Origin of the sequence: Bradyrhizobium sp. 139, from assembly GCF_023074175.1 — a bacterium.
Taxonomy (GTDB): Bacteria; Pseudomonadota; Alphaproteobacteria; order Rhizobiales; family Xanthobacteraceae; genus Bradyrhizobium.
Window position 1 is genome coordinate 20,195 of the sequence record NZ_JADPKS010000019.1, and the last position, 24,781, is coordinate 44,975.

The following is a 24,781-nucleotide window of genomic DNA, read 5'->3' on the forward strand; positions in this document are numbered from 1 at the left end:
GCGAATGATTGGTTTAATCGATCGCGAAAGCGGTCAGGCGCGCCCATTCCGCAAGCGGCTTCAACTTCTGGCTCTGCTGCCGCTCCTGCTTCTCCTGGTTGGTTGCAAAGCCGATCTCTACACGAAAGTTCAGGAGCGTGAGGCCAATGAGATGCTTGCGGTCCTCCTCAAGAATGGGGTCGATGCGCTCCGCGTTGCTGCTAAGGACGGGACTATCACGATCCAGGTCGAGCAGACTCAGATTGCTTCCGCAATCGACCTGCTGAATGGCGAAGGGTTGCCGCGCCACGCTTTCAAGAGTCTAGGCGAAGTGTTCAGCGCGGCGGGTCTGATTGCTTCGCCGATCGAGGAGCGCGCCCGTTACGTCTATGCGCTGAGCGAGGAATTATCTCGCACGATCAGTGATATCGATGGTGTCCTCTCGGCGCGCGTCCACGTTGTTCTGCCAAAGAACGACCTGTTGCGACGTGACACCACGCCATCTTCGGCGTCGGTTTTCATCCGGCATGACTCGAGGGCAAATCTCTCAATCTTGCTGCCGCAGATTAAAATGCTCGTCGCCAACAGCATCGAGGGCTTATCCTATGACAAGGTGGCTGTTGTTTTCGTCTCAGTCGAGCGGCCCGCACTAGAGCCGCGACCGGCGGCTGCGGCTGGTTTCGCCCAAGCATCTGGAATCATTTCAACGCCATTGGTTGCGGTTGGCATGGGTCTCGGCGGGTCGGTATTCGGCGTGCTATCCTGCGTCTTGCTGAGCGCTCGTGGACGTCAGCGCAGGCAATCATCTCAGAAAGTTAGCGCGGTTGGTGGGCGCTCGGGTGTCTCTGCTATCGAGATGATTCGCAAAGCGACTAAGCCTAATGCGGCGTAGTGTGGTATCCGACATGACGAGACCGAATCCGTCTGCCGAGCGGCATGATCCGCTGAAATTAGCCTCTGTAGGTATTCGTAAGCTTGCTGCCACGATTCATCCGACCCGCCTTGCCGCGCGTCTTGACGCGAACCTCTCGGCCGCGACGTTGGTGCGACTGCAGAAGAGTCCTAGGCTGCAGATAAGACTGCAAGCGTTGCTGCTTGAAGATGAAATGGGCATGAACGGAAGTGACTTCGGGCCAGACCTTCTCCTCGGGCATGATCCGAGCAGGGCTGCCCTGCTCGCCGGCGGCATTTGGCATGCCCGTTCGCTGACAAGGCTGATTTCAAAGCACGATGTCGCCGTTCTGGTCGAGCGCGTCGGCACCGAGGTGCAGGCTTTCGGGATCCGACATGCAGCGCATGCGGTTTCGACCAGATTAATTGCTGATCCTCAACAACTCGCGCTAGGGATTGAAGACGATGGACATGCCTGCCTCGGCGCTTGGCTCGATGAAGCGTCAACGCTTGATTGCCGCCGCGTGCTTCTACGCCTAGTTGTCGGAACGGCCGCCGACAATCCGGCGACTGAACACCGCGATGCCGCGGGCCAATTGTTTTCGCCGGTGTTGGCCCATTTGGCGAGGGAGGCCCCAGCGGGATGACAGACGACGAAACTGCGCCGCCGGTCGCTCCGCACATCCGCCCGCTTGGGCCACTCATAGCGGCGAGGGATCTCGAGATTTGGCAGAGCGCCCTCGAGGCACGCGCCGTGGCCGAGCGCAATCTGAAGCGGGTTCGCGGCTGGGCGCGCAGAGCTTATCAGAAGGAGCGTGCGCGCGGCCATGCTGAGGGGGTGAGGGCCGGCGCCGAGGAAATGGCACAGCTGGTCGCGCAGGCTGCCTCGGAAGTGGCACGACGAAAGGCCGTTTTGGAGCAGGAACTGTCAGCGCTCGTGATGGACATCGTAACTGATCTACTGGGCGATTTCGATCCCGGCGAGATGTTGGTGAGGACGGTTCGTCACACGATTTCGCACAGATATGGCGGGGCGAAACTGTCCCTTCATGCGTCCCCCATGGATGCTGATGCGCTTACGCGCGAATTTGCTGCCTGCGACGGACGGGAGGACCGGCCGGCAGTCCGAATTATTCCGGACCCGGCGCTGTCAGCGAACGAATGCGTGCTGTGGAGCGAATTTGGCAATATCCATCTCGGACTTGACGCGCAGCTCCGCGCACTGCGTTTGGGCTTTGGGTTAGATCATGAGGCAGACGAATAGTGACGGCGCCGAGACCAAACCATAGCTGTCCTGATGGAGATGGGACTCTGCACGCGGCGCTGGCGCGTCTGCGAACTACGGCAAGCCATGTGGACACGCGTGCCGTACGCGGGCGGATCACGCGTGCGATCGGCACGTTGATTCATGCAGTTTTGCCGGATGCTCGTATTGGAGAAGTTTGTGTGCTCAAGGATCCGCGCACCGGATGGTCGCTTGAGGCTGAGGTGATCGGTCTGTTGCAGGACGGCGTATTGCTGACGCCGATCGGTGACCTGCAAGGCATGTCCGGCCGCGCAGAAGTCGTTGCCACTGGCCGAATGCACGAAGTGCCGGTCGGCCCCAATTTGCTTGGCCGGGTGATCGACAGCTTCGGCCGTCCACTCGATGGCAAGGGCGCAGTCAAAGCCGTGGAGACGCGTCCGCTGCGCGGCAAAGCGCCAAATCCAATGACGAGGTGCATCATCGATCGCCCTCTGCCACTCGGTGTTCGCGCCTTGGATGGTCTTCTGACATGCGGCGAGGGCCAGCGCATCGGCATTTATGGAGAGCCTGGTGGCGGCAAGTCGACGTTATTGTCGCAGATCGTAAAAGGCGCGGTCGCTGACGTGACCGTGGTTGCGCTGATAGGCGAGCGTGGACGCGAAGTGCGTGAATTCATCGAGCGGCATCTTGGGGAGACTGCCCTCCGCCGCACGGTCGTCGTCGTTGAGACCTCCGATCGCTCAGCGACGGAGCGGGCGCAATGTGCTTATACGGCAACCGCGCTCGCCGAATATTTTCGCGAACAAGGCCTGCGCGTCGTTCTGATGATGGATTCATTGACGCGATTTAGCCGCGCTATGCGCGAGATCGGGCTTGCTGCCGGTGAGCCACCGACCCGCCGGGGCTTTCCTCCCTCTGTCTTTGCAATGTTGCCAGGTTTGCTGGAGCGCGCTGGTATGAGTGAGCGTGGCTCAATCACGGCCTTCTATACCGTGCTTGTGGAAGGTGACGGCACGGGCGATCCAATCGCCGAGGAAACGCGTGGCATTCTCGATGGTCATATCGTTCTTTCACGCTCTCTCGCGGCGCGGGCGCATTTCCCCGCCATCGATGTACTGTCGAGCCGCAGCCGCGTCATGGATGCCGTCGTATCTGCACCGCATCGCAAGGCAGCATCCCTCTTCCGTGATCTTATCTCCCGTCATGCAGAGGCCGAATTTTTGATCAAGGTTGGCGAATACAAGCAAGGCAGCGATCCGCTGACGGACCGAGCTGTCGCTTCGATCGATGATCTGCGCGAGTTTTTACGCCAGGGTGAAAACGATGCGTCCACTTTTGAGGAAACCGTCACATGGATGTGCCGTCTGACCGCATGAGCTGCATGCACGTTTCGAGCTTGCGGCGCGTGAAGGATATGCGCGAGCGTAGTGCTCGTAGTGAGTTGTCCAATATGGAAGCCAAGCGTCATATCGCGACCTCGGCCGCGGAGCACGCATGGCAGGAACTTGCAATTGCTGAAAAGCATCATACAGAGGCCCAGGCCGAGGTTTACCAACAGTTGATGTCGGTCGGTACCTTGTCCGTCGTTGAACTCGAACATTGCCAGCTCACCCTTGAGAGGCTCGCGATTGAGATCACCTCGAAACGCCGCACACTTGAGGAGGCGCGTATCGCTCAAAAGCAGGCCGAGACAGCGGCATCCGAGAGGCGTGCGCACTGGGCGAAGCGTTCCGCAGCGACTCATAAATGGCGACAAATCGAGACCGACGTCCGGCGTGCGGCCGATACCCATTCGGAAGTAACAGCCGAGCTAGAGGCTGATGATGAAGTCTTGCTTCGCCATGGGAGGGGTTTGTCCACGCCGGCGGCGGGCGGTGCAATTTGATGACCGCTAGTCCAGTTGGGAAGCAAATGCGCTGCCCTGTACAGCCGCCTCCTGCAACTCGCGCGGACGCATACGCGAAGTACGAGCCGACCCAGCGTCTAACGCAGAGTCTCGTCTCGTGGCTCAACAGAAACGTGCGGCCCTCCGCCTCTTTGCGGAGTAGCCTTTGCGACAAGCCGCTATCGGTGCGACTGGAACGACTTGTGTGGCAGGAGGAACCTCCGGCTCTGTCGATGCTCGATTGCGTTTGGGGCCTCGGCGATGATGCGCTCGTGTTGTCGATACCGCATGCGCTTGCCGAGGCCTTGATCTCGACAGTACAGAGTGGCCTAGCTTTACTTTCCGAGCCAAGTCGTTCCCTGGTTCTCGAACTTGCACTTGAACCGTTGCTCGCGCGCCTGGAGACTGAGACAGAGCAGCAACTGCGACTCCTTCATGTTGGAAAGGCCGAGAAGAACGGGCCTTATATCGAACTCGACATCATCTACGGTCCGGTCAGGGGCAAAGGTCGCCTATTTCTTTTCTCGCCTCTTGATGGACCGATACCGCCGGCGTTCCGCGCCTTAGGCGGGCTGCTCGGCCAATTGCCGCGACAGTTGTGTGAGGTCTCCGCACAGTTACCCGTTACGGTTGCAGGAGAGATCGGCTCCCTCCGGGCGTCAGCCTCGCTTCTTCGCAAAACGCGTAAGGGCGACGCTTTGTTGCCGGATGTAACGCCATTCGCCCGCGGTCAGATCATCCTCACTGCGGGCCGGTTATGGACCGCGGCAGATGTCACTGGCAACCGCCTGATCCTGCACGGACCGTTTCGCTTGCGGCCGCGCCCTCTGGAGTATGCGCATATGACGACACTACCCGGTTCACAGCAGCCGCCTTCGGAAGCCGATCTTGACGATATTGAGATTTCGCTTGTCTTTGAATGCGGCCGCTGGCCCATCACGCTGGGAGCCTTGAGAAGCATCAGCAAAGGATATGTATTCGAACTTGGCCGGCCGGTCGACGGCCCGGTCGATATCCTCGCAAACGGCGTACGTATCGGGAGTGGCGACATAGTACGTATTGGGGACGAGCTCGGCGTTAGACTGCGTGGCGGGTTAGCGGGTAATGACTAACATTGAACCAGCAATACTGCCGCTTCTTGCGGTCACGGCCGCGCTCGGCTTGTTGGTCTTCGCTGTCGTCACGACCACGGCGTTCGTAAAGGTATCTGTCGTTCTCTTCCTCGTTCGCAATGCGCTTGGGACCCAGTCGATTCCACCGAACATCGTTCTATACGGCGCAGCATTGATGCTCACCGCCTTCACGAGCGCCCCCGTCTTTGAGCAGAGCTACAATCGAGTCGCCGATTTGCAGCTCCGCTATCAAACGCTCGAGGATTGGGTAGCCGCTGCGAAAGTTGGGCAGGAGCCGCTGCGAGGCTATCTCAAGAACTTCACCAATGAAGAACAGCGAGACTTCTTCCTGTCCTCGACCGAACGTGTCTGGCCGGAAGAGATGCGCGGCAGAGCCACAGCCGATGATTTTGTCATTCTCGTCCCATCTTTTCTAATCTCAGAACTCAAGCGTGCCTTCGAAATCGGGTTTTTACTATACCTTCCGTTTATCACTATCGATCTGATCGTAACGACCATTCTGATGGCCATGGGCATGTCAATGGTGTCTCCGACAGTGATCTCAGTTCCTTTCAAGCTGTTTCTATTCGTGGCGATTGACGGCTGGTCGCGGCTTATGCACGGGCTAGTGCTGAGCTATACAACACCTGGAGGGTGAGCATGGATGAGGCCACTATTCTCCCTTATATGAGCCGATCACTGGTGCTTTTCATGACCTGGGTTCTGCCTCCGCTCATTGCAGCGGCGGTCGCCGAAACCGTCATCGGCATCATCCAGGCGGCAACGCAGATCCAAGATCAGACATTGCCACTGACTGTGAAGCTTTTGGTCATTGTTGGGATTATAGGTTTGTTTGCTCCGGTGCTGAGCGCCCCGCTCATCGAACAAGCCAAGCAGATCTTCACTGATTTTCCCGCGCTCACGACGGGCTACTAGCAGCCGCCGTCATGTATGATCTGTCAACCACCGACGCGCAAAGTCTGATCCAGGCGACCATCGAACTCGTCGTTGCTGCCGGCCTTGGTGCGGGCCGCCCCGTGGGCATTATGCTGGTGCTTCCGGTATTTACGCGTCCGCAGATCGGCGGCCTGATCCGCGGTTGCCTGGCCGTTGCGCTCGAACTACCATACTTGGCGCACATCGCCGATGGCCTGAAGGAGCTAGATCCGGACACCCGTCTGCTCAAGATCCCGCTACTCGGTCTTAAGGAGACGTGTGTCGGCCTGCTGATCGGCGCCCTGCTCAGTATTCCCCTCTGGAGTCTTCAGGCCGTCGGCGAGTTCATCGACGCGCAACGGGGCATCAGCAGCGTGGTCACTCCCGCCGATCCCGCGACACGCAGTCAGGCTTCGGCGACGGGACTGCTTATCGGTACCACCGCGATCACGATCTTCGTCGTATCGGGGGGCCTGCAAACCATGATCAGCGGGCTTTACGGCAGCTATCTGGTTTGGCCGGCTTATCAGCTTGGACCCACGCTGAGCATGCAAGGGACACTGGAGTTGTGGGGCGTGCTCGACAGCATCATACGTACCGCCGTCCTGGTCTCTGGACCTGTGGTAGCTTTCCTCTTGCTGGCCGACATATCAGCGCTCCTGCTCGGGCGCTTTGCGCCGCAATTCAACCCGCGGGACCTATCTTTGACGATCAAGAATATAGGCTTTGCGATCGTCATGGTCACTTATACGATCTATCTCATCGAATACATGCAATCGGAAATCATGCAGTCGAGCCGAGAGCTGGAGAGGCTTGAAAGGAAACTGAAGTGAGCGACACGAGCGAAGAGAAAACGCTCGCCCCCACGGAAAAGAAGCTAAGCGATTCGCGCAAGAAAGGCATGGTTCCGCATAGCACGGATCTAGTCAGGGCCGTCAGCGCTTGCGCCGGTCTCGGCTATCTCTGGTTAGAAGCGAGTTCCATCTACGACAAATGTCGTGAAGCGCTCATGCTGACTGACAAGCTGCTTGATAAGCCGTTCAATATTGCGGTCGATCTTGCGCTCGGCGTCTTGCCCGAACTTGCACTGAGAATTGTTGGCCCGCTTCTTGGGAGTATGGTCACCTGCGCAATTCTGACGACGGTCCTGGCCAATGGTGGATTAGTGTTTTCCTCGGAGCCGATGACGCCGAAATTCGAGAACATTGATCCCATCAGCGGACTGAAGCGCATCGCTTCTTTGCGTTCCCTCATCGAGCTTGGCAAGACCTTGTTCAAGGTCTTCTGCCTCGGCGCGATCTTTCTCCTCGTCGTTGTCGGCGCGTGGAAGACACTGGTCTATCTGCCGGTTTGCGGCACGGGCTGCTTCGAGTTCGTGTTCATTCAAGTGAAACTGTTGATCGGGATTGCAAGTGGTGCATTTCTGATCGGCGGATTGGTCGATCTCCTCGTCCAGCGCTGGTTGTTTTTGCGCGGCATGCGCATGACTAAGAGCGATATGAAGCGCGAGGACAAGGAGCAGCAAGGCAGTCCGGAGGTGAAACGCGAACACCGACGCCTTCGGCGGGAGCAGGCGAGCGAGTCTCCACTCGGCGTGCGTCGCGCGACATTGATCTTGACTGGGCGCGAGCTGCTGGTCGGGGTACGCTACATCCGTGGCGAAACGGGCGTCCCGGTCCTGGTTTGCCGCGGCGATGGGGAGGCGGCTTCACGGCTCATTGATGAAGCGAGGCGCCTTCGTCTCAGTATCGTCGATGATCACGTCCTGGTCCGTGAGCTAATCTGCAACACTAGCCTTGGCAATTCCATTCCTGTCCAGTATTTCGAGGCTGTCGCAAAAGCACTCTTTGCCGCCGGCCAAGTCTAGTTCGTGTTGTGAATGAGGTCGCATCGAATGACTGATGTTCTCGCTATCGAGACGGCTGCACGGTCTGGGTGCCGGCAGACGTGGGATCTGATAGCAGCTTGTTGTTAGCTATACCCAAGTTGCTGTTATTGCCGGTCGCGAAGGCTTTGTATGTGGCAACGGGAATGGCCGCACGATTGCCATCACTCGGCACAACGGCCTGATTGTCAATCAAGTCGCGCGGATCGTTGACCATGCCGGCCAAGTTGTTGCGGATCGAGCAGCCAAGCGTCGGATCGAAAGAATTGTCGTTCACTGAAGGGCCGACGATCGCAATCGACGGACAAACGGGAGGGTGCGCCTCGTACGTAATCGCCTCGATTCGGGCGGCAGAGCCATCACGCCTATCGATGAATGGACCGTACAGGCGGATGTTGTGAGCGTCGACGCCCACTGCGCGGGCCTCAGCTGCTATCTGCGCCCCGAGCCGACGTGAGCCGACGATATCAAGATGGAGCGCGTCATACCGACCGCGACTGGTACTCGCTATGAAATAACGCAGACGCTGCCGTTCGGGCCCTCCGAAGGTCTGTAACAGTAAGACGTTCTTCTCCTGTTCAACTAGGATCGCTTGCGCGGTCGGCTCGAGGTAAGTCGGCGCGGTGCTTGCGCAGCCACCTAGACTGGCCGTCAGACCGATGAGGGGGCGCACGAATCGTAATCTCATTGGTCGATCCTCATTCGATGATGTGCCCGGTGCCCCTTGTCGCGCCTGGTACGCTTATCGGGGGAGCACTGCGAACAGGCGAGCGCGTTGCCAATGTGTTTGTCAGACTGCGCGCGAGGTCTGAGGGCGGAGCGATGCGGTCGGTGGGCGCACTCATCTGCTTCGAGTTCGATCTTGGCCGCACGACGTAAGGCGTGACGATGATCACGAGTTCCGTCTCCTCCTGTTGAAATGACGATGAGCGAAATAGCGCACCAAGAATCGGAACGTCGCCGAGCCAAGGGAAAGTCGTGATCTCAGTGCTGAAGTTGCGCCGGATAAGCCCACCAATTGCAAAGCTCTGGCCGCTGGCGAGCTCGACGACCGTGTTGGCACGCCGGGTGGAGAGAGCCGGCACGGAGATGCCGTTGATGTTGACAGCACCTTGTGACGATAGTTCGCTGACTTCAGGCTTCACGCGGATATTGATCTGATTGTTACTGAGAACGGTCGGCACAAACTCCAGGCTGACGCCGAAGTGACGGAACTCGACAGAGACCTGCCGATTGTCCTGCAACACCGGAATGGGAAATTCGCCGCCGGCGAGGAAGCTGGCGGATTCGCCTGACATTGCGGTGAGGTTCGGTTCAGCAAGTACGGAAGCGAGGCGCTCGTGAGCCAGTGCATCGAGCATAGCGCTGACGTTCACATGGCCAGTGTTGACTCCCATCTTCGCCGTACCGCCGCCCTGCGCCGCGCCGTATCCACCACCACTGCCACTGACCAAGCCGAGAGTGAAAGGGCCAGCTTGACCGGAAGCGGAGAGGTTGACGCCGAGCTCCTTCATGGCGCTCCGGGAGACCTCCGCCACCCGCACGCTCAGATTCACCTGCAATGACCCAGCCACCTGAATCTTGTTGACGACGAGCGCACCAGACCCAAGAAACTGCTCGGTCACTTTCATCGCTATGTCGACGATCTCCGCATTGGGCGCCGTACCGCTAAGGATGGCCCCGCGCGGGGTGTAGCTTACCTGGATGGGATAGTCGCCGACCTGGGCTTTCAGCGTGGCGCGCAGATCCTCGATCGGCTGCGTGACCACAACACGCAGTTCAGCGAGAGCCTCCCCGCCCTCGTTCAGTGCGAACAAGCTGGTCCGCCCGGATTTTTTGCCGAAAACGAAGATGGTGTTGTTCGAAGGTGCCTGATAGTCCGCGACCGTAGGATCTGCGATAAAGATGCTCGCAGCCGGCGCTGGCAGATGAATCGTCTTACCCAGCGAAGAGGAAAGGGTCAGCGTTCCGCTAATGCCGTCGGCAGCCGTACGCTGCGGCCCACCTCCATCATCCCGCTTGATCTGAGCTACGGCAGCAGCCGGGAATAGCAGGACGACCACGCACAAAAGCTGCGAAAGACAAGGAAGAAAGGTGGACGAAAGGCCGTTGGCGGCGATCGATCCTCGAGTGACGCCGGCATGCTTGTCAAGAATGATGCTCAAGATGGTCTTTTCTTTCAAGTTCGATTGACTACGCGGTCGATGCCGCGCATTTCAATTCAAGGACGTAGCCGATCCCGCGCGCGGTTTTGATCCGTAGCGTCGCACCGGACTGACTCAAATGACCGCGCAAACGATAGATTCCGACCTCAAGCGCATTGGTGGAGACCTCGTCGTCAAATGCATAGAGGCTATCCTGCAATGACGCGCGAGCCACGGTGCGGCCGGCCCGGCTGAGCAGATGTTCGAGAATGCACACCTCGCGGCGGGCAATCTTCAGCGGTCGACCATTGACCGATGCTTGCCGACCGATCGAATCGAATCGTAGATTGCCAAAGGTAACGATGGGGGCCGTCATTTGCGTTGATCGGCGCAGAGTAGCGCGCATCCGTGCGATGAGTTCATCAGTAGATACGGGCTTGGGCAGGAAGTCGTCCGCACCGCCATTAAATAGCGCTATCCGCCTACCGAGCTCGTTGAAGTTACTCATCATCATGGCAGGCATCGAATGTCCGTCACGTCTCAACTGCTTCAGCCAATCCAAGCCGTCTCCATCCGGTAGAACCAACTCGAGCAAGAGAATGTCATACCTGGCGCAACAAAAAGCGGCGGCCGCCTCGTCCAGGGTGCACGCTACGTCAACGGCAAAACCGCAATCGGAGAGCGCATCTTGTACAACGCGCGCTGGGTCTGTCTCATGATCAACGAGTAGCGTTCGCATTCCGCGACCTCCTATCAAGTCACGCCAAGACACCCACCACGTCAGGTTCGAGCATGCGCGGAATTGAACAGTCCGGCCTCCGCGTAAGCGTTGGAATCCGGAATAGACGAAGAGCAGCGGTGCTGGCGACTCGCATACTGGATCGGGATTCCATTGTAAGCTCGACTGGCGTGTTCACTGTCTCACGTGGCGCGCATGCATCTTGGTGACGTCGAATGTGCTCTCGCCACCGGGACATAGGCGGCAATCAATCAAATGCATCGATAGGCGGGCAGCACCCCGCTCAGCGCCGGAACAATCCCGGTAGTTGTCGCCGACCTCCTGAGGTCGAGATGATTGCCGAGAACACATTGATTGGTGAAATCCATGGTTTGGATCGATGCATTCACATGGCGGATCAGTGACAATGCCGTTCCACGGTCTGGATCTAAATCTCCTCATCACGATCGATGCTCCCGATGGCGAGCGCAGCCGCACGGCCGCAGGTTTGATGGGGGAGCAGCGATGATAGGCGATTTGCATCGCGACCCTCAATTTGCAAAGCCTCACACGCCGGCAGACGTTCCGTGCTTGAGCAACGAACTTCCTCATTCGGCCTGGAAGGTGAGCCTCCTTCGTGCTCCGATCACCGGAGCGACAGTGATGGCCAAGCGCGGCTACGCTCAGCTGGAGAACGCCATAACGAGGCCGTCCTGCCGCGCCTTCCTTTTTCGAACTTTTATAAAATCACCGAGACGCTGTGGAATGAACTGCTCAACGGCCGCACAATCCAAAGACGGGGGGTGACATGAAGTTGGCCGCACCGGGCAAAACCGTGCCTACAATCCGATCGCGGCGTCCATGATCACGTACTCATCGCAGCTTTGCCGACAGTAAACCTACCATGTTGCGTGATGCACGACGCTTTCCCTACCCGGCAGCACATGAAGTGTGAAATCAATTCTTTGGATGGATTGCATTCGCATCCTGGATAGTGACAACACGTCTGAGGTCTGTGTCTCAGTCTCCTAGTCGCACCTGATGCTCTGATGACCGAACGCAATCTGTCGCTGGCAGCTCTGGTGGGGCGAGCGATAATTTTGGTGATTTGCATGGCGGCGTCTTCCTGCAAGGCTCACATTGGGCGCCGACTCTTCTGGACTAGCAAAACCCAGGTGATGGTCACTCGCCCAGCAATGTCGGTTCTGTCATCCGGACGTGGGAAAAAATGTTGTTGTGATCGACATTCTACGTCTGATCAGAATGGTGCATCATCTCGGAATCGGTGGGCGACTTGCTCCGGAATTCGCATGGTGCATGACCGCGCGTCAGCAAGTTGTTCCGTCTGAGCCGAAGCGCCCCGATCCTAGAGAGCTTGACGGCCAATAAGTCTTCCGCAGAGTGCTTGGCAGTCGCATCGGAGTGCGGATAGATGCTTTGGTCAGGTTGTGGTCAGCTAGGTTGTATATCCTCCTCGGCAAAGCTTGTCGCGGCACGAGCTCAATCGCGTGCATTTTGCCGATCGGGAGCGATCTGATGTATGGCAGAATCGGTGGCTCCGTTTTGCGGAAGCGGTTGCCGGCCTGGAGCGAGGTGGGTCGTCGTCGGCGGGCGCGACGCCATACTCCTGCGTTCCAATCCGCCCATTATCAAGATCGTCGACTGAGAATCTTTCATGCGCAAAGTGAAGAGATTCTTGTCCAGTGAAATCATGCACATCGCCAGTAACCCGCAGGAGTACTCGGATTTTGTTCGGAGAAAGGCGAGCGGGCTGCAACTGTCGGTGGGTGGAGGCTATTCCAGTACTTACGATGATCCGGGTAAGCACGCGCGATTTTTCAGATATCAGGTTGGGTGGCGAAACTATAGGGCTTTTAGGAGCCGGAGGCTCGGTCAGGATCAGGGGGAGACCATTTTCGCCAACAGTTCCGGCGTAACGATATCACGTCCGTGGTAGATCTACGCGTTACTTATCCGCTCGCCGAGAACGCGGGCGATATCCTGCTGGAGCATGAACTGCGAGTGGACGGCGATCATCCGTTGGTCTTATCACGTCCTGGCGTAGGAGGTATGGAACCCCGTCTAGCGGAAATGGATTTTGTTCACGTGGGTCGCAATAACTGGGTGCTTGATCCTCAACAGCATCCCAAAGTGTGGACGAAGAACGAGAACGACCAGTGGCACCGAGTAGTCAGGCCTACAAAGTATCTTTCCGAAGTCGAGGATAGCGATAGTCAAGAGAGCTGCGAGACGGATTCGTGTGACGATGATCCCTCGTATTACCTGGAGCGCGCTGTTCGAAGATTGCCTGGGGGACAAGACGATTCGGAATGATGAGAGCGGGCTGGGGCGGACCGGTATTTCGCTATTGCAGGGGCCGGTTCAGAAGTGAACTTGAAGGAAGCGCTCGCGCCGGATCGTGCTCCTCGCGCGTGACATATGCCCGGTTTCGAACGTCAAGTTTGACTTCCTCGGCTACTGCTTCGGGCCGCGACGGGCAAAGAACTTACAAAACGCCTCGGTGTTTTGCAGTTTTCTGCCTCGGCTCAGCGCTTCGGCGCTGAAGTTTATGCGGGCGGCAATCCGGGATTTGAACCTCCGAAAACGGACCCATGTGTCAATGGCTGACATCGCTCGGCAGCTCAATCCTCTCCTGCGGGGGGATTGTGTATTACGGTCGATTCAGGCCGGCGCCTCTGGGTCAATCCTTCGATACGTCAATCAGACAATCGAGGCTTGGATGGTGCGGAAGTTCAAACGCTTTATGGGGTCGCAAGGCCAAGACCGGCCGCGTTCTCGAACGACTATCTCGCGAACGTCCCGGGTTGTTCGCGCAATGGAAGATCGGCATACGCGGCTCGTTCGCCTGATGGGAGCCTAGTGACGCGAGAGTCTCACGCTGGGATCCTTGAGAGGCCGGCGGTGAGATTCCGCCGGCCTACTCGCCAAAGCCGTCTGCCCGGATCTGTGAGGGCAAAGCAAATGGCCGAGCTACTCGACCACGATCCACGGCGATGTGGGTTTCCTGTGCAACCGGAAAAACGCCCTTCGTCAGCTACTCGTCAGCCAGCCTGTCTATCCAGACAGGCTGCGCATTCTCGACTTGATTGGAGATGGAATATGACGGGCATTGGCCGATCTGGAAGATCGCGCACTGGAGATGCTGGAGCCGGATCGAGCAGTTCACGCTCGCACTCGAGTCTAGCCCCTGGGGAAGGCAGTCAATCGTTCGATTCCGTCGTGGAGCGGATGCGCTCTGGGCCCCAAGATAGAGGGACGCCCTCCGCTAGCACGGCGCGCGGTGCCGACGATGCCCTTGGCGACAGGTCTTCCGGTCCCTCCGTTGGCCCAGATCGAATCCTAGGCGCTGCGGCACGTGCAGCCGCTGCGCCACGTGCAGTCACTGCGCGGCGGCGCGGCTTTCCTTCAGTGTCGGAGGGTGGAGACACGGCGCCGGTCGCCAGCCAGCCGCCAACTTCCGGTGTGGCAGTCCCCATTTCCTCGTCAGAGGAAGAAATCAACGCAACAAGGCGACACATGGACCGCCTGCGTGAGGAACTTGGCGCTTGCGCTCAGCCGGGCGAGGATGCCGGGCTGGAGGAGACGCTAGAGCTGATCGATCGATTCGTCAAAGCAGGCTCGGCAGTTCTGGAGTACTACGCGAGCGTGCGCCCGGCCGTGGCGCGGAGCATTCTGTCCGACGCTGAGGCCCGTCAATACTGCTATGCCGTGCTCCATGCGGGGAATCAAGGCAAGACTGTGGGCTCGGCGATTATCCTCGCCTTGGAAGAGCGCAGACAGCAATCGGCACGCCTGTTCCAGCGGATTTTCGAATCCAACGCTACCCCCGACCAGCTGAGCCGAGTGGCTTCCAGTATGGTGAAGGACCATGTGCCTGTAATCGAGTGGTGGGGAAAGAAGCTGTTGCGCTCGGAACGGATGCAGTCCGCCTGCGAGGCCACTGCCAACTTGCCAAGCACGACGCCCGAGATGCGGAAGGCCAACGAAGCCGCACTACGCCTGCACACCGGCTCGGCACTTTATGATGGGTGCTTGTATCTGGAATCGCGGATTAAGCTCGCGAAGCTTCTGATTGAGTCTCAGGCGAGCACGTTTGAACCAGCCGTGAGGGACGCCCTCATGGATGAGAACGGGCGGGTGCGTCTGCTCGGGACCTATATTCAGGATGCTTTTCCGGCATTCCTCTCGACGTACAAAGCCGTTCTGAACAAGGACGGAGAGCCACTCGACGCAGAGCACTGCACCGTTCTGGAAGGAGTCATGGAACGGCATTCGGAATTTGCCTCAGAGGTTGAACGTATCGTTGCCAGGCTAAGGGATGCTAGAACGGATGCCGACCTTCCATTGGAACAGTTGGACCAGATCGTGGAAGGTGCATGGGTCACCGCGCACCAAGTCACGCGACTTTTGGCAGTGCAGCCAAAGAGGCAAGTGGAGCCGCCTGCCCAGACTGCGATATCGGAAAAGACCGACTTAGCGGCTGAGAACCACGCGGCGCGCAGGAAGGGGAAAGGCAAGCGCGCACCGGCCGCAGGCGAGGGGAGTTCAACGGCCGGGCTGCGCGAGCCGCAGCTCGCTAGGCCCGACGCTGCCACAGCCTCTACTGCCAAGGTTATCGTACTCTCGGATCTGGGTACGAAGAAACTCGCGAGTGCGGAGGAGGCACGCGCGAGGGCGTCATCATCGGCGACCGGGCACCTGGCGATGTGGCAGGCTCCGCCCTCCAGGAACGCACTGACGGGACTACTCAAGCGATTGGACGAGCTGCTGCAGTTCGATCTGCCGGCTCAGCAAAGCGCCGTCTCGCAAGCGCGCCAGATGAAGCCTGAGGACGCCGACCACGTCGTGGATCTCGTCCTTAAGCGCCTGGAGACGCAAGAAGTCGAGATTAAGGCCTGTGTAGCCGCGCTGGAGGAGCCCCTCCGCCATGGCCTACTCACGCATGCGCAATTGCCTGAAGTGCACGGAAAAATAGTCCAGCTTAAGGCGATGTTATCCCAGGTTCAGGGACAGGCAAACTCATTGAACGCACGAAAGGCGGCGATCACGATCGATTGCATGAAGACATACGCGTTTCCGTCGCAGAAGTACCTTGAACAGTTGCAGGCGGCCGAAGAACTTGCGTCTGTGTATCCACCCCGCGCCTTGAAGAGCGAGCCAGCGACGCTGTTCGAGATCAAGCTGCAGCCCAAGGCGCTGCGCAGTGGTAGGATGCCAAATCCGATGTGGGTGCACATCCATACCAAGCTGCCGGTACATGCCTGGCAGTTGGCCACGCTGGGCGGCGCCGACTTCGCCGCTTGCCACGTGAAGTCCAATGAACAGCGCGGCTACAATCGGCAATGGCAGAGCGCTCGAGCCGCCACGGGGCACGAGAACGTCGTGATCCACCGCGGCAAGCTCACGCCTGCGGTCTGTAAGTCGTTGTTGAGCATCGTCCCATGCGACTCCCTTCGCGAGGCGGAGCATGCGTCGATGCAGTTCGCGCGCCTCAGGATGTAGTTACCTGAGTGTCTCACGCCAGAGCGTCGCTGTGGTGACACCATCAAGCAGACCGTTATCACCGAGAGGAAATCCTCGATGAACTCGAAGCCGGCGCGGGCTCCTCGAACAGATCGACAACCGGTCCGACTGAAATTCGATGGCTCGATGAGAACGACCCCGAGGGCGTCGCCTTTGAGTACGACGTGATAGGCCCGCCAGCGTGAACCTGCACCCGCAGAAGAGGCCCGCCAACTGAGGCGGCCTTACTCTCTGTGCATTCGGAGATTTACGGGCGCCTTAGAGGCTCAGCACCAGCATATACGCGAGGACCGTGGATAGAGCGCTCAATCCAACGATGGTGATTATGAAAACGAGGTCTGGCGCCGTCACGCTCCCCCCCATTTGGTTTCGCAAATCACCTGAATCTTACGCTTTACTCCGGCGGCTGCAAGCCGGGCGACATAAGCCATTAGGTCATGTGAGCGCCAACATCGTTTTGTCGGGCTCTACGCAGTAAGGCTTCCCGCTGCGGTCCATGCGGGAGCTTCTTGGCTTGCTCGCGCAGGCTCTTCGCTTCTTCGGCAAGTCGTTGTTCCAAGGACGAAGACTGGCTAAATCGGCGGCGCGCTCCCATGGCCTTTCTCCATGACGTAACCCGGCAATTCAAACGCGAAAGTTCCGGGCCGGTTCCTCAAATCAGGCCACTGTGATTTTCAAACTAGGCCACCGCGCTCGGAAACAGGCCAGTACCCGAGGCAGCATGAGAACATTCCGCAAAACGAGAACAACGGGCTTCCATCAGGTGCGGCGGCGTTCGAGCCCCCGCGGATATGTAGGCCGCAGGTGCTACCTTATGACGGCTCCTGCGGCCAGTGCCGCGACGTTCCGCACGATCCGCGCGGCACGCCAAGTTGCTAGCACACAGGCCCGCTAGCGTGGACCGGCTCTCCCGAAACGGGCTCGCGCTAGTCGAGATTGAGCTTCTTTTGGAGAGCCCTGATCATGTCCTCGACGCTCACTTGCCGCCAGTGCTTGGAACTAGTTTGATCTGCAAGCCCATGGCGGTGAGCACACTGAGAACTGTTGAAAAATTCGGAAGCTTTGGTCGCCGAACGCGCGATAGATGCTTGTACGCTGCAGTCCAGTTTTTATTGAGAGTTCTGAAATGTTGAAATGTCTGAGCGCCCGCCCGATCGCTCTGCAAATTGTGTGAGGTTCACCCGAAGCGAATGCCTCGTTGAGCTCAACGGTGAGCTGCGAAGGGATGACTGGCCTGAAGGTCTTTGTCATTCGAGCCTCCCAAAGAAGATGGCCGGCTCTAAGAGCCGGCCCCTGTTCTTTTTATGAAGCTGCTCAGTACCTCGCGATCATCGGACCGCCGAACTTGTAGTTCAGGCGGACGAGGCCGATGTCAACGTCTTGGCGGCTGCGGTCGCTACCTGCGAAGGCTCCAGCCGGCGAGGTGAACTCGATCGTGCGATCGCCCAGGAAGATGTGGTTGTACTCGACGCCAACCGACCAGTTCGGAGCAAAGCCATACTCGAGGCCCGCGCCAACGGTGCCACCCCAACGGGTTTCACGCGCCGACGACAAGAGCGCGCCGGTCGAAATATCGAACACATCATACTTGATACTTGTCGCCGACGACCGCGGCGCCGCCCTTGACGTAGAACAAAACATTGCTCCATGCGTAACCGACCTGCCCGGTAATCAGACCAAAAGAGTCGATGCGAGAGCGATTGCGATCAGTGCCAAACGCCAAGCTCGTGTTGTCGCCTCTGAAGTCAGCCCAGTTGCCTTGGCCTTCGAAACCGAACACCCAATTTGCCGTCTGCCAGCGATAGCCAATCTGACCAACGATCGTGCCCCCGACAGCAGTGTGGCAACCCTCGCCCACCAGAGCGCCTGGACACCGAAAATGCCGGCTGCATCCACAAAATCCCAGCACTTGCGGCTTGAACCGCCGCCGCCGTTGATGCCGATGTAAAAGCCGCTCCAGTCGTAAACAGCAGCAACCATCGGAGGCGCCTTCGTATATGGCCGCGCGGCCAGATCCGCCGCACTGGCGGGAGCGACCAGCCCCAGAGTTATTGTTCCGGCCACAGCCGCTAAAAGCCTTTTCATGCGAGTGTCTCCCCAGAAATACGAGTTCAATGAATCGGATGCGTTTGGCTCCGTGCCCGATTAAGAGTACGTCGTTCGCCTCTACGTTGCTGTAGCCGGCTGCAACACTCGCGGTCAAAGACGAGTGGAATTCTTCATAGTTATAAGATAGTTGCGTAACTAAAATCCCGGTGGCGTGCACATCGGGGGCCTACGTCAACCGTTATGGCTGCACGATGTGCCATCGCGGATGGTGACGAGTACCGCGGATACGCACTGGCAAACGAGAACCGGTCAGCCCTATGTGGCTGGCGGGATTTTCTTTAGGCGCGCAGCCGAAGTCCTGCTGCTCGGCAGAGTGATCGCTCACCGGCTGAGAAGGACTTTAGGCAGAGAGAAACAGTGCAGGAACGTCGCAGACAAGAGCGCATCGAGACAAACGAGGCCGCCTACACCGATTGGGTGGCGAGAACATCGGACGGTCGCACGATGAGCAGCCGAGCCCTCCGAGACCTCGCACCATCATTGCTCGGTGCCCCTGTTGTGCCCCAGCTTTTTTGGGGCACATACTTGGAGAGCCGCGTCGCTAAGTCGCTGATTCCACGGGGTAAATGGTGGGCGCACAAGGGATCGAACCTTGGACCTCTCCCGTGTGAAGGGAACGCTCTCCCGCTGAGCTATGCGCCCGGGACCATCATGCAGGCGGCCGGACTTTCGGCCGGCCGGTGCGCTGGAGCCCGCGATTTAGAAGTGCAGGCCACAGGTGTCAAGTTTCGAGGCGCCTTGACGCCGGAAATCCTTTTGCAGGTCGCGCAATTCGGCGGCGAGACCGCGTTCCGCCCGCTCAGGCGCCCTGCTGGCGGGCGCGGGAGGCGTGGGCCTGGAGCGCGCGGATGCGCTCGGCGAGCGTTCCGCCGCCTGCGGGCAGGGGGCCCGCGGCCGCGCCATTGGTCGCGGCGTCGTTGGCCGGGCGGGGCGCCGGTCTCGGCGGCTGGCCGGCTTCGGCCGCAAGCAGGGCCTCGATCGGCGAGTTCGGGCCTTCGAGCTGCATCGCGAGCTTGGCCACCTCGGCGGCGATGTCGTTGATGCGTTCGCGCAGCAGCGCGTTCTCCATGCGCTCGGTCGCCCAGGAGCTTTCCGCCTGCTGCTGGATCGCGTTGATGTCGCGCTGGAGTTTTGCGCGCTCGTCGCGTGCGGTGCGGAGCTGCTCCTCCAGCGCGGTCTTTTCCGCGCGCAGCGCTTCGGCCGCGACCGATGATTTGCCGCCGCTCAGCGCTGCGATCTCGACGCGCAGCTCCTTGACGGTGCGCTCATTGCTCTCATTGGCCTGGCGGAGCTGGTTGTTCTCATAGTCACGCTCGGCGAGCAGCTTGCCCTGGGTGGCGAGGCGCCCTTCGAGGTCGGTGACGCGGCCCGACAGCATCTCGGCTTCTTTCACCTGCACGATGAGCTGACGATCGAGCTCGGTGACGCGCTGGCTCAGACTCTCGACGCGGCCGCGCGCGTCCGATAGCTCACGCGAGGCGGTCTCGGAGTCGGTACGCTCCTGCGCCAGTCGCGCCTGCGTCGCGGCAAACTCCTTCTCGGCGTCGCCGACACGGTTCTTCAGCTCCTCGATCTGCGCACGCACGGCGATCAGCTCGACCTGACGGCTCTCCGCCATCATCGAGCGGTCGGACAGTTCGGAATTGATTTTTGCGAGCTCGCCCCGTTTGTCGGTCAACGCATTCTCGGCAGCGCGCAGGGCTTCGGTCTTGGCGCTGAACTCCTCTTCAGTGGCGCGGAGCTGCTCCTTCATCGCCTTCTCGCGTGCTTCCAGCGCGAAGATGGTGGCGTTCTTCTCGCCGAGCTCGATCTTCATGCGGTTGATGGCGTCGCTCTTCTTGCCGAGTTCGGCGAGCTGGCTCGTGGTCTTGTTCTTGAGCTGGTCGACGCTCATTTCGAGCCGCCGCGCCGACATGGCGAATTCGGCGCGAAGCTGGTCCTTGTCGGCCTGGATCTCCGCCATGGACAGCGGCGTGGCGGCCTCGAGCCGGCGCGTGGTCAGGCGCACCGCGCGGTTATGCACCAGCGGCACGATGGCGAGCCCGCACAGCATCGAGAGCAGGAAACCGATCGCCAGATATATGATCGGTTCGACCATGGGCCGGAACTCCAAAAGCTAAGGAAAATTTACCAACGACAATGCATGGCGGGCCGGCAAAAAGCCAGCCCCGGCCTGTTGTTAACGTGAATCCGGAACTGGACCGGAGGAGGGAGCCCTAAAGCATGATCCGGAAAAGTGCGCAGCGGTTTTCCGAAAAAATCATGCTCAAACAACAACCCAAAGCGCTTGCGCTTTAGAACGGGTTCCAGGTCGCGCGCGGGGTGAATTTCAAATAGCCGATATTGGCTCCCAGCCGCAGGCCGAGCCCCGAGCGGATCGGCACCAGCACGATGTTGTTGGCGGTGAGCGCCGTCATGCCGAAGCCGCCGATGATATAGGCCGAGCCATCGAGGCCGGCGAAGCGCTGGTAGATCGCGTTGGTGGCGGGCAGGTTATAGACCAGCGTCATGGTGCGCGCGCCGTCGCCGCCCCAGTCGAAGCCGAGCGAGGGGCCCTGCCAATAGACGCGTAGGTCGCCGGCATTCTTGGTGTAGAGCGTGCCTTCGCCGTAGCGCAGGCCGGCGACGAAAGCGCCGGATCCTTCCTCGCCCAGGATATAGCCGTTGGGCAGGCCCCACTGGCTGACGGCCTTCTCGATGATCGAGGCGAGCCCGCGCGAGACGTTGCCGAAGAAGCGGTGGCCGGCGGTCACGAGCTCGTCCGGCCCATAGGTGCTCGGCGTCTGGGTCCGCTGCGGCGGCGGCAGATTGGGCGGCGGCTGCTGGGCGGAGGCCGGGACGATCCAGCCGACCAGCGCGGCAAGCGCGACCGCAGCAAGGCGTGATGCGAAAGTCATAAAGAACCCCTGGTATCGAATTCCGTCGCTTCCTTAACCTGACGCCAACAGGCGCGGCTCTAGATTGCGCCGGATGTCCCCTCGACTCGGATGTTATCCGCAGCAACTATGACGGCACAACGGCATTGTCGGGATCGAAACCGGCCTTTCAGGTGGCTTCCTGCCATCGGCCAAGGAAGATCAGCGCTGGTATCAATTCAGACAATGACGGCACAACGGCAGGAAGATAGCCCTTTGCGCCCCGGAATTGCCTTGATCGGCTTCTTCGTCTGCCTGCTGGCGGGCATTTGGATCGCCTGCGCGGGGGAGCCGGCTGAGGCTGCCACCACCGAGCGGGTCGTCGTCAACCGCTTCAGCGGCGTGGCGATCGAGGGTTTCGACCCCGTCGCCTATTTCGTCGATGGCGCGGCCAAGCAGGGGACGGCCGAGTTCGAGGCGAATCTCTGGGGCACGGTCTGGCGTTTCCGCAACGAGGGCAACCGGGCGTCCTTTCTGGCCCATCCTGAGATCTATGGACCGCAGTTCGGCGGGTACGATCCGGCCGACATTGCCCGGGGCGTGGCCGTCGCCGCCAATCCCCGCTTCTACGTGATTTCGGCGCAGCGGCTCTATTTGTTCAGCCGGGAGGCCAATCGCGATGCCTTCGCCGCCAACCCGGAGCGCTTCCTCCATGAGGTGCGCAAGCGCTGGCCGGCGCTCCAGGAACAGCTCGGTCAATAGCAGCCCACCGCCTGCGGATCGCCCCAGGCGATGAAGTCCGGGATGATGAAGCCGGTGTCGCTGCGCTGGCCGAATCTGAGCTCGTCACCCTTGCCGTCGGTGACCTTGCCGCCGGCGGCGGTCACGACCGCACAGCCGGCCCCGACATCCCACTCCGAGGTCGGTCCGAAGCGGGGATAAATGTCGGCGCTGCCCTCCGCGATCCGGCCGAATTTCACCGCCGAGCCGACAGTCTTCCTGATGGCATTGGGCCGGCCGTCGATGAACGCTTCGCTCCTGGGATCGCCATGCGAGCGGCTCACGGCCGCGATCCAGGGCTCGCCCTGTGTCGGCAGCTTGCGGGTGCGGATCGGCTCGGCGGCACCGATGGTCGCGCCGTCAAACCTGACGCGCTCGGCGCCGCGGCCGACGATGCCGCGCCAGAGCAGACCGAGCGCGGGCGCGCTGACGATGCCGAGCAGCGGCACGCCTGAGGTCACGAGCGCGAGGTTGACGGTGAACTCGTCGCGGCCGGCAACGAACTCCTTGGTGCCGTCGAGCGGATCGATCAGAAAGAAGCTGTCGCGAAATGGCGGCGAGGCGAGCTGGGTCCGCTCTTCCGACAGCGTCGGCACGTCGCCGGCAAGCTGCGCCAGACCGTCTGCGATGATGCGGTCGGCAGCGAGGTCGGCCTCGGTGACCGGAGAGCCGTCCTGCTTGCCGTCGACCCGCATCACCGCGCGGTTGACGCTGAGGATCGCCTCGCCCGCCTTCACCACCAGCGCGGTGAGCGGCTCCATCAGGCCGGATGCGGCGGCGCCGTCGATGATCCGCTTCACCTGCATGCCTCATTCATCGGCAATTCCATCCCTACGCGACTGATTCGCCCGCGGCTTTATGGCCGCTTCCATCCGATCGCAAGCTAGCTGCCAAGGGCTTGCGAATGCTAGAACCCGCGGCACTCGTCAAGCATGCGTGATTCGCCGCGTCCGCGCCGTGCAATTCCAGGAACCCTTTATGTCTGACGCTTCGTCACCCGGTACCGCTACCGCTCCAGATGCGCTCGAACTCGCAGCGCTCCTGTGCTCGCGGGTCTGCCACGATCTCATCAGCCCTGTCGGCGCCATCGTCAATGGGCTCGAAGTGCTCGACGACGATCCCAAGCCCGAGGATCGCGAGTTCGCGCTCGATTTGATCCGCAAGAGCGCGAAAACCGCCTCCGCCCGCCTCCAGTTCTGTCGCCTGGCCTTCGGCGCGGCCGGCTCGTCCGGCGCGCAGATCGATCTCGGCGATGCCCAGACCATGGCGCGCGGCCACATCGAGGACGGCAAGTGCAAGATCACGTGGAATCTGCCGCGGCTCTTGCTGCCGAAGAATCGCGTCAAGTTGCTGCTCAATATGCTGATTGTTTCCCAGCACACGATCCCGCGCGGCGGCATGCTGACGATCGATCCGATCGGCGAGGGCGAGACCATGAGCTTTCGTATCACCGCGACCGGACATAATGCACGGCTGCCGCAGAACATCTCCGAGCTCCTGAGCGGCGAGCGCGGCCCGGCCGCGGATGCGCACGCGATCCAGCCGTATTATACACGGCTGCTGGCGCAGGCCTGCGGACTCACCGTGACGCTCAAGCCCGAAGGCGAAGCCATCATCATTTCCGCTTCGTAAACGCGCGCCTCACTCCCGGAACGTTAATCGAATCTTTACGAGGCGCTTCGGCTTGTCCGGAGCGCCTTATCTCTTTGTTGGTTCCGTTCTTTTCCACTTACTCAACCAATATTAAACGCTTTGCGGTGAAGCTGGCCCCATTCTGACATGGCGCATCACACCTCGTGCGCGCCCTCCCTGTATGAAGGCCTGTTTTATGGATGATCTGTTGCGGGAGTTTTTGACGGAGACCAGCGAGAGTCTGGACACCGTCGACAATCAGCTGGTGAAGTTCGAGCAGGAGCCGAACAACGCCAAGATCCTGGATAACATCTTCCGCCTGGTCCACACCATCAAGGGCACGTGCGGCTTCCTCGGACTGCCGCGTCTGGAAGCGCTGGCGCATGCCGGCGAGACGCTGATGAGCAAGTTCCGCGACGGCATGCCGGTGACGGGACAGGCGGTGACGGTGATCCTGTCCTCGATCGACCGCATCAAGGAAATCCTGGCCGGGCTCGAGGCGACCGAAGCCGAGCCCGAAGGCACCGACCGCGACCTGATCGACAAGCTGGAGGCGATGGTCGAGCAGGGCATGGCGGTTATGTCAGCGTCGGCGCAGCCGATCGCGTCAGCGTCGGCGCAGCCGATCGCGTCAGCGTCGGCGCAGCCGATCGCGTCCGGCGCTGCTGCTCCCGTTGCCGAGTCTCCGCCGCTGGCGCCGGAAGCCCCGGCTGCCGTCGAGGCCGCGCCCGGCGCGCTGATCGACCAGACCCTGGAGCGCCCGCTGCGTCCGGGCGAAGTGTCGCTCGACGAGCTCGAGCGCGCCTTTCGCGAGACCGCGATCGAAGCCCCGGCCCCTGTTGTCAAGGCCGAGCCTGCACCGGCCGTGGAAGCTCCTGCGCCCGTCGCCAAGGAGCCCGCCAAAGAGGCAAAACCCGCCAAGGCCAAGGTCGCGCCGAAGAAGTCGATGGCGGACGAGGTCGCCAGCGAAGGCGACCGCATCGCCAACCAGTCGATCCGCGTCAACGTGGATACGCTGGAGCATCTGATGACCATGGTCTCCGAGCTGGTCTTGACCCGCAACGA

The 24,781-nt window shown here is 60.2% G+C and carries 20 protein-coding genes, 1 tRNA gene and 1 pseudogene; 14 read left to right on the plus strand and 8 right to left on the minus strand.

The features are described from left to right. Positions 1 to 4: 4 nt before the first annotated feature. The 10 genes from sctJ to IVA80_RS04885 all read left to right on the plus strand — a co-directional run bounded on the left by sctJ (position 5) and on the right by IVA80_RS04885 (position 7,916). A complete protein-coding gene (sctJ, locus tag IVA80_RS04840; protein WP_247426081.1) occupies positions 5 to 871 on the plus strand; it encodes a type III secretion inner membrane ring lipoprotein SctJ in 867 nt (288 codons plus the stop codon). A gap of 13 nt (positions 872 to 884) precedes the next feature. Then, positions 885 to 1,517 carry a nodulation protein NolU gene (locus IVA80_RS04845; RefSeq protein WP_247426082.1) on the plus strand — a complete coding sequence of 211 codons (633 nt, stop codon included), beginning with the start codon at positions 885 to 887 and terminating at the stop codon, positions 1,515 to 1,517. Further along, positions 1,514 to 2,134, plus strand: a complete 621-nt coding sequence (sctL, locus tag IVA80_RS04850) for a type III secretion system stator protein SctL (RefSeq protein WP_247384395.1) — start codon at positions 1,514 to 1,516, stop codon at positions 2,132 to 2,134. Before IVA80_RS04845 ends, sctL begins: the two co-directional genes overlap by 4 nt. An 89-nt stretch (positions 2,135 to 2,223) precedes the next feature. Beyond that, positions 2,224 to 3,492, plus strand: coding sequence for a type III secretion system ATPase SctN (gene sctN / locus IVA80_RS04855; RefSeq protein WP_247384398.1), 1,269 nt, complete (start codon positions 2,224 to 2,226; stop codon positions 3,490 to 3,492). Then, on the plus strand, positions 3,468 to 4,001 hold the full coding sequence (locus IVA80_RS04860; protein ID WP_247426084.1) for a hypothetical protein: 534 nt from the start codon (positions 3,468 to 3,470) through the stop codon (positions 3,999 to 4,001). Before sctN ends, IVA80_RS04860 begins: the two co-directional genes overlap by 25 nt. Before the next feature lie 203 nt (positions 4,002 to 4,204). Continuing rightward, positions 4,205 to 5,113, plus strand: coding sequence for a type III secretion system cytoplasmic ring protein SctQ (sctQ, locus tag IVA80_RS04865; RefSeq protein ID WP_346347965.1), 909 nt, complete (start codon positions 4,205 to 4,207; stop codon positions 5,111 to 5,113). After that, on the plus strand, positions 5,106 to 5,771 hold the full coding sequence (gene sctR / locus IVA80_RS04870) for a type III secretion system export apparatus subunit SctR (RefSeq protein ID WP_247384404.1): 666 nt from the start codon (positions 5,106 to 5,108) through the stop codon (positions 5,769 to 5,771). Before sctQ ends, sctR begins: the two co-directional genes overlap by 8 nt. Positions 5,772 to 5,773: 2 nt before the next feature. Next, a complete protein-coding gene (locus IVA80_RS04875) occupies positions 5,774 to 6,049 on the plus strand; it encodes an EscS/YscS/HrcS family type III secretion system export apparatus protein (protein ID WP_247275802.1) in 276 nt (91 codons plus the stop codon). A gap of 11 nt (positions 6,050 to 6,060) precedes the next feature. Continuing rightward, positions 6,061 to 6,882 carry a type III secretion system export apparatus subunit SctT gene (gene sctT, locus IVA80_RS04880; protein WP_247426088.1) on the plus strand — a complete coding sequence of 274 codons (822 nt, stop codon included), beginning with the start codon at positions 6,061 to 6,063 and terminating at the stop codon, positions 6,880 to 6,882. Continuing rightward, a complete protein-coding gene (locus tag IVA80_RS04885; RefSeq protein ID WP_247426090.1) occupies positions 6,879 to 7,916 on the plus strand; it encodes an EscU/YscU/HrcU family type III secretion system export apparatus switch protein in 1,038 nt (345 codons plus the stop codon). Before sctT ends, IVA80_RS04885 begins: the two co-directional genes overlap by 4 nt. Positions 7,917 to 7,959: 43 nt before the next feature. Here the strand turns inward: IVA80_RS04885 and IVA80_RS04890 are convergent, their stop codons facing one another. The 3 genes from IVA80_RS04890 to IVA80_RS04900 form a co-directional block, all read right to left on the minus strand. Further along, the gene (locus IVA80_RS04890; RefSeq protein WP_247384410.1) at positions 7,960 to 8,622 is read right to left on the minus strand and encodes a CpaD family pilus assembly lipoprotein; all 663 of its coding nucleotides are present in this window, start codon (positions 8,620 to 8,622) and stop codon (positions 7,960 to 7,962) included. Between the two features lie 10 nt (positions 8,623 to 8,632). Then, entirely contained in the window at positions 8,633 to 10,054 is a 1,422-nt protein-coding gene (locus tag IVA80_RS04895; RefSeq protein WP_247426107.1) for a type II and III secretion system protein family protein, read from the minus strand. A gap of 73 nt (positions 10,055 to 10,127) precedes the next feature. Then, positions 10,128 to 10,817: a response regulator transcription factor gene (locus IVA80_RS04900; RefSeq protein WP_247426092.1), complete on the minus strand. Its 690-nt coding sequence runs from the start codon at positions 10,815 to 10,817 to the stop codon at positions 10,128 to 10,130. Positions 10,818 to 13,916: 3,099 nt separating this feature from the next. Here IVA80_RS04900 and IVA80_RS04905 point away from each other — a divergent pair. Next, positions 13,917 to 16,319, plus strand: a complete 2,403-nt coding sequence (locus IVA80_RS04905) for a hypothetical protein (protein ID WP_346347966.1) — start codon at positions 13,917 to 13,919, stop codon at positions 16,317 to 16,319. A 1,335-nt stretch (positions 16,320 to 17,654) separates the two neighbouring features. Here IVA80_RS04905 and IVA80_RS04910 read toward each other — a convergent pair. From IVA80_RS04910 to IVA80_RS04925, 4 genes and pseudogenes are all read right to left on the minus strand, one after another. Then, positions 17,655 to 18,425 (minus strand): annotated as a pseudogene (locus IVA80_RS04910) (outer membrane beta-barrel protein). Between the two features lie 591 nt (positions 18,426 to 19,016). Continuing rightward, positions 19,017 to 19,091: transfer RNA gene (locus IVA80_RS04915), tRNA-Val, on the minus strand. A 157-nt stretch (positions 19,092 to 19,248) separates the two neighbouring features. Further along, positions 19,249 to 20,547, minus strand: a complete 1,299-nt coding sequence (locus IVA80_RS04920; protein WP_247426096.1) for a hypothetical protein — start codon at positions 20,545 to 20,547, stop codon at positions 19,249 to 19,251. Positions 20,548 to 20,743: 196 nt separating this feature from the next. Continuing rightward, a complete protein-coding gene (locus IVA80_RS04925; RefSeq protein ID WP_247426098.1) occupies positions 20,744 to 21,346 on the minus strand; it encodes a DUF1134 domain-containing protein in 603 nt (200 codons plus the stop codon). Between the two features lie 234 nt (positions 21,347 to 21,580). Here IVA80_RS04925 and IVA80_RS04930 point away from each other — a divergent pair, with 234 nt between their 5' ends. Then, positions 21,581 to 22,066, plus strand: coding sequence for a YHS domain-containing (seleno)protein (locus IVA80_RS04930; RefSeq protein ID WP_247426100.1), 486 nt, complete (start codon positions 21,581 to 21,583; stop codon positions 22,064 to 22,066). Here IVA80_RS04930 and IVA80_RS04935 read toward each other — a convergent pair. Continuing rightward, positions 22,060 to 22,890 (minus strand): 3'(2'),5'-bisphosphate nucleotidase CysQ, encoded by an 831-nt coding sequence (locus tag IVA80_RS04935; protein ID WP_247426101.1) that lies wholly within the window; start codon positions 22,888 to 22,890, stop codon positions 22,060 to 22,062. The two genes, IVA80_RS04930 and IVA80_RS04935, sit on opposite strands and share 7 nt — an antisense overlap. A gap of 172 nt (positions 22,891 to 23,062) precedes the next feature. On the opposite strand from IVA80_RS04935, the gene IVA80_RS04940 reads away from it, so the two are divergent. Then, on the plus strand, positions 23,063 to 23,716 hold the full coding sequence (locus tag IVA80_RS04940) for a histidine phosphotransferase family protein (RefSeq protein ID WP_247426103.1): 654 nt from the start codon (positions 23,063 to 23,065) through the stop codon (positions 23,714 to 23,716). A gap of 196 nt (positions 23,717 to 23,912) precedes the next feature. Further along, on the plus strand, positions 23,913 to 24,781 hold an 869-nt coding region (locus IVA80_RS04945; RefSeq protein WP_247426105.1), incomplete at its 3' end, for an Hpt domain-containing protein.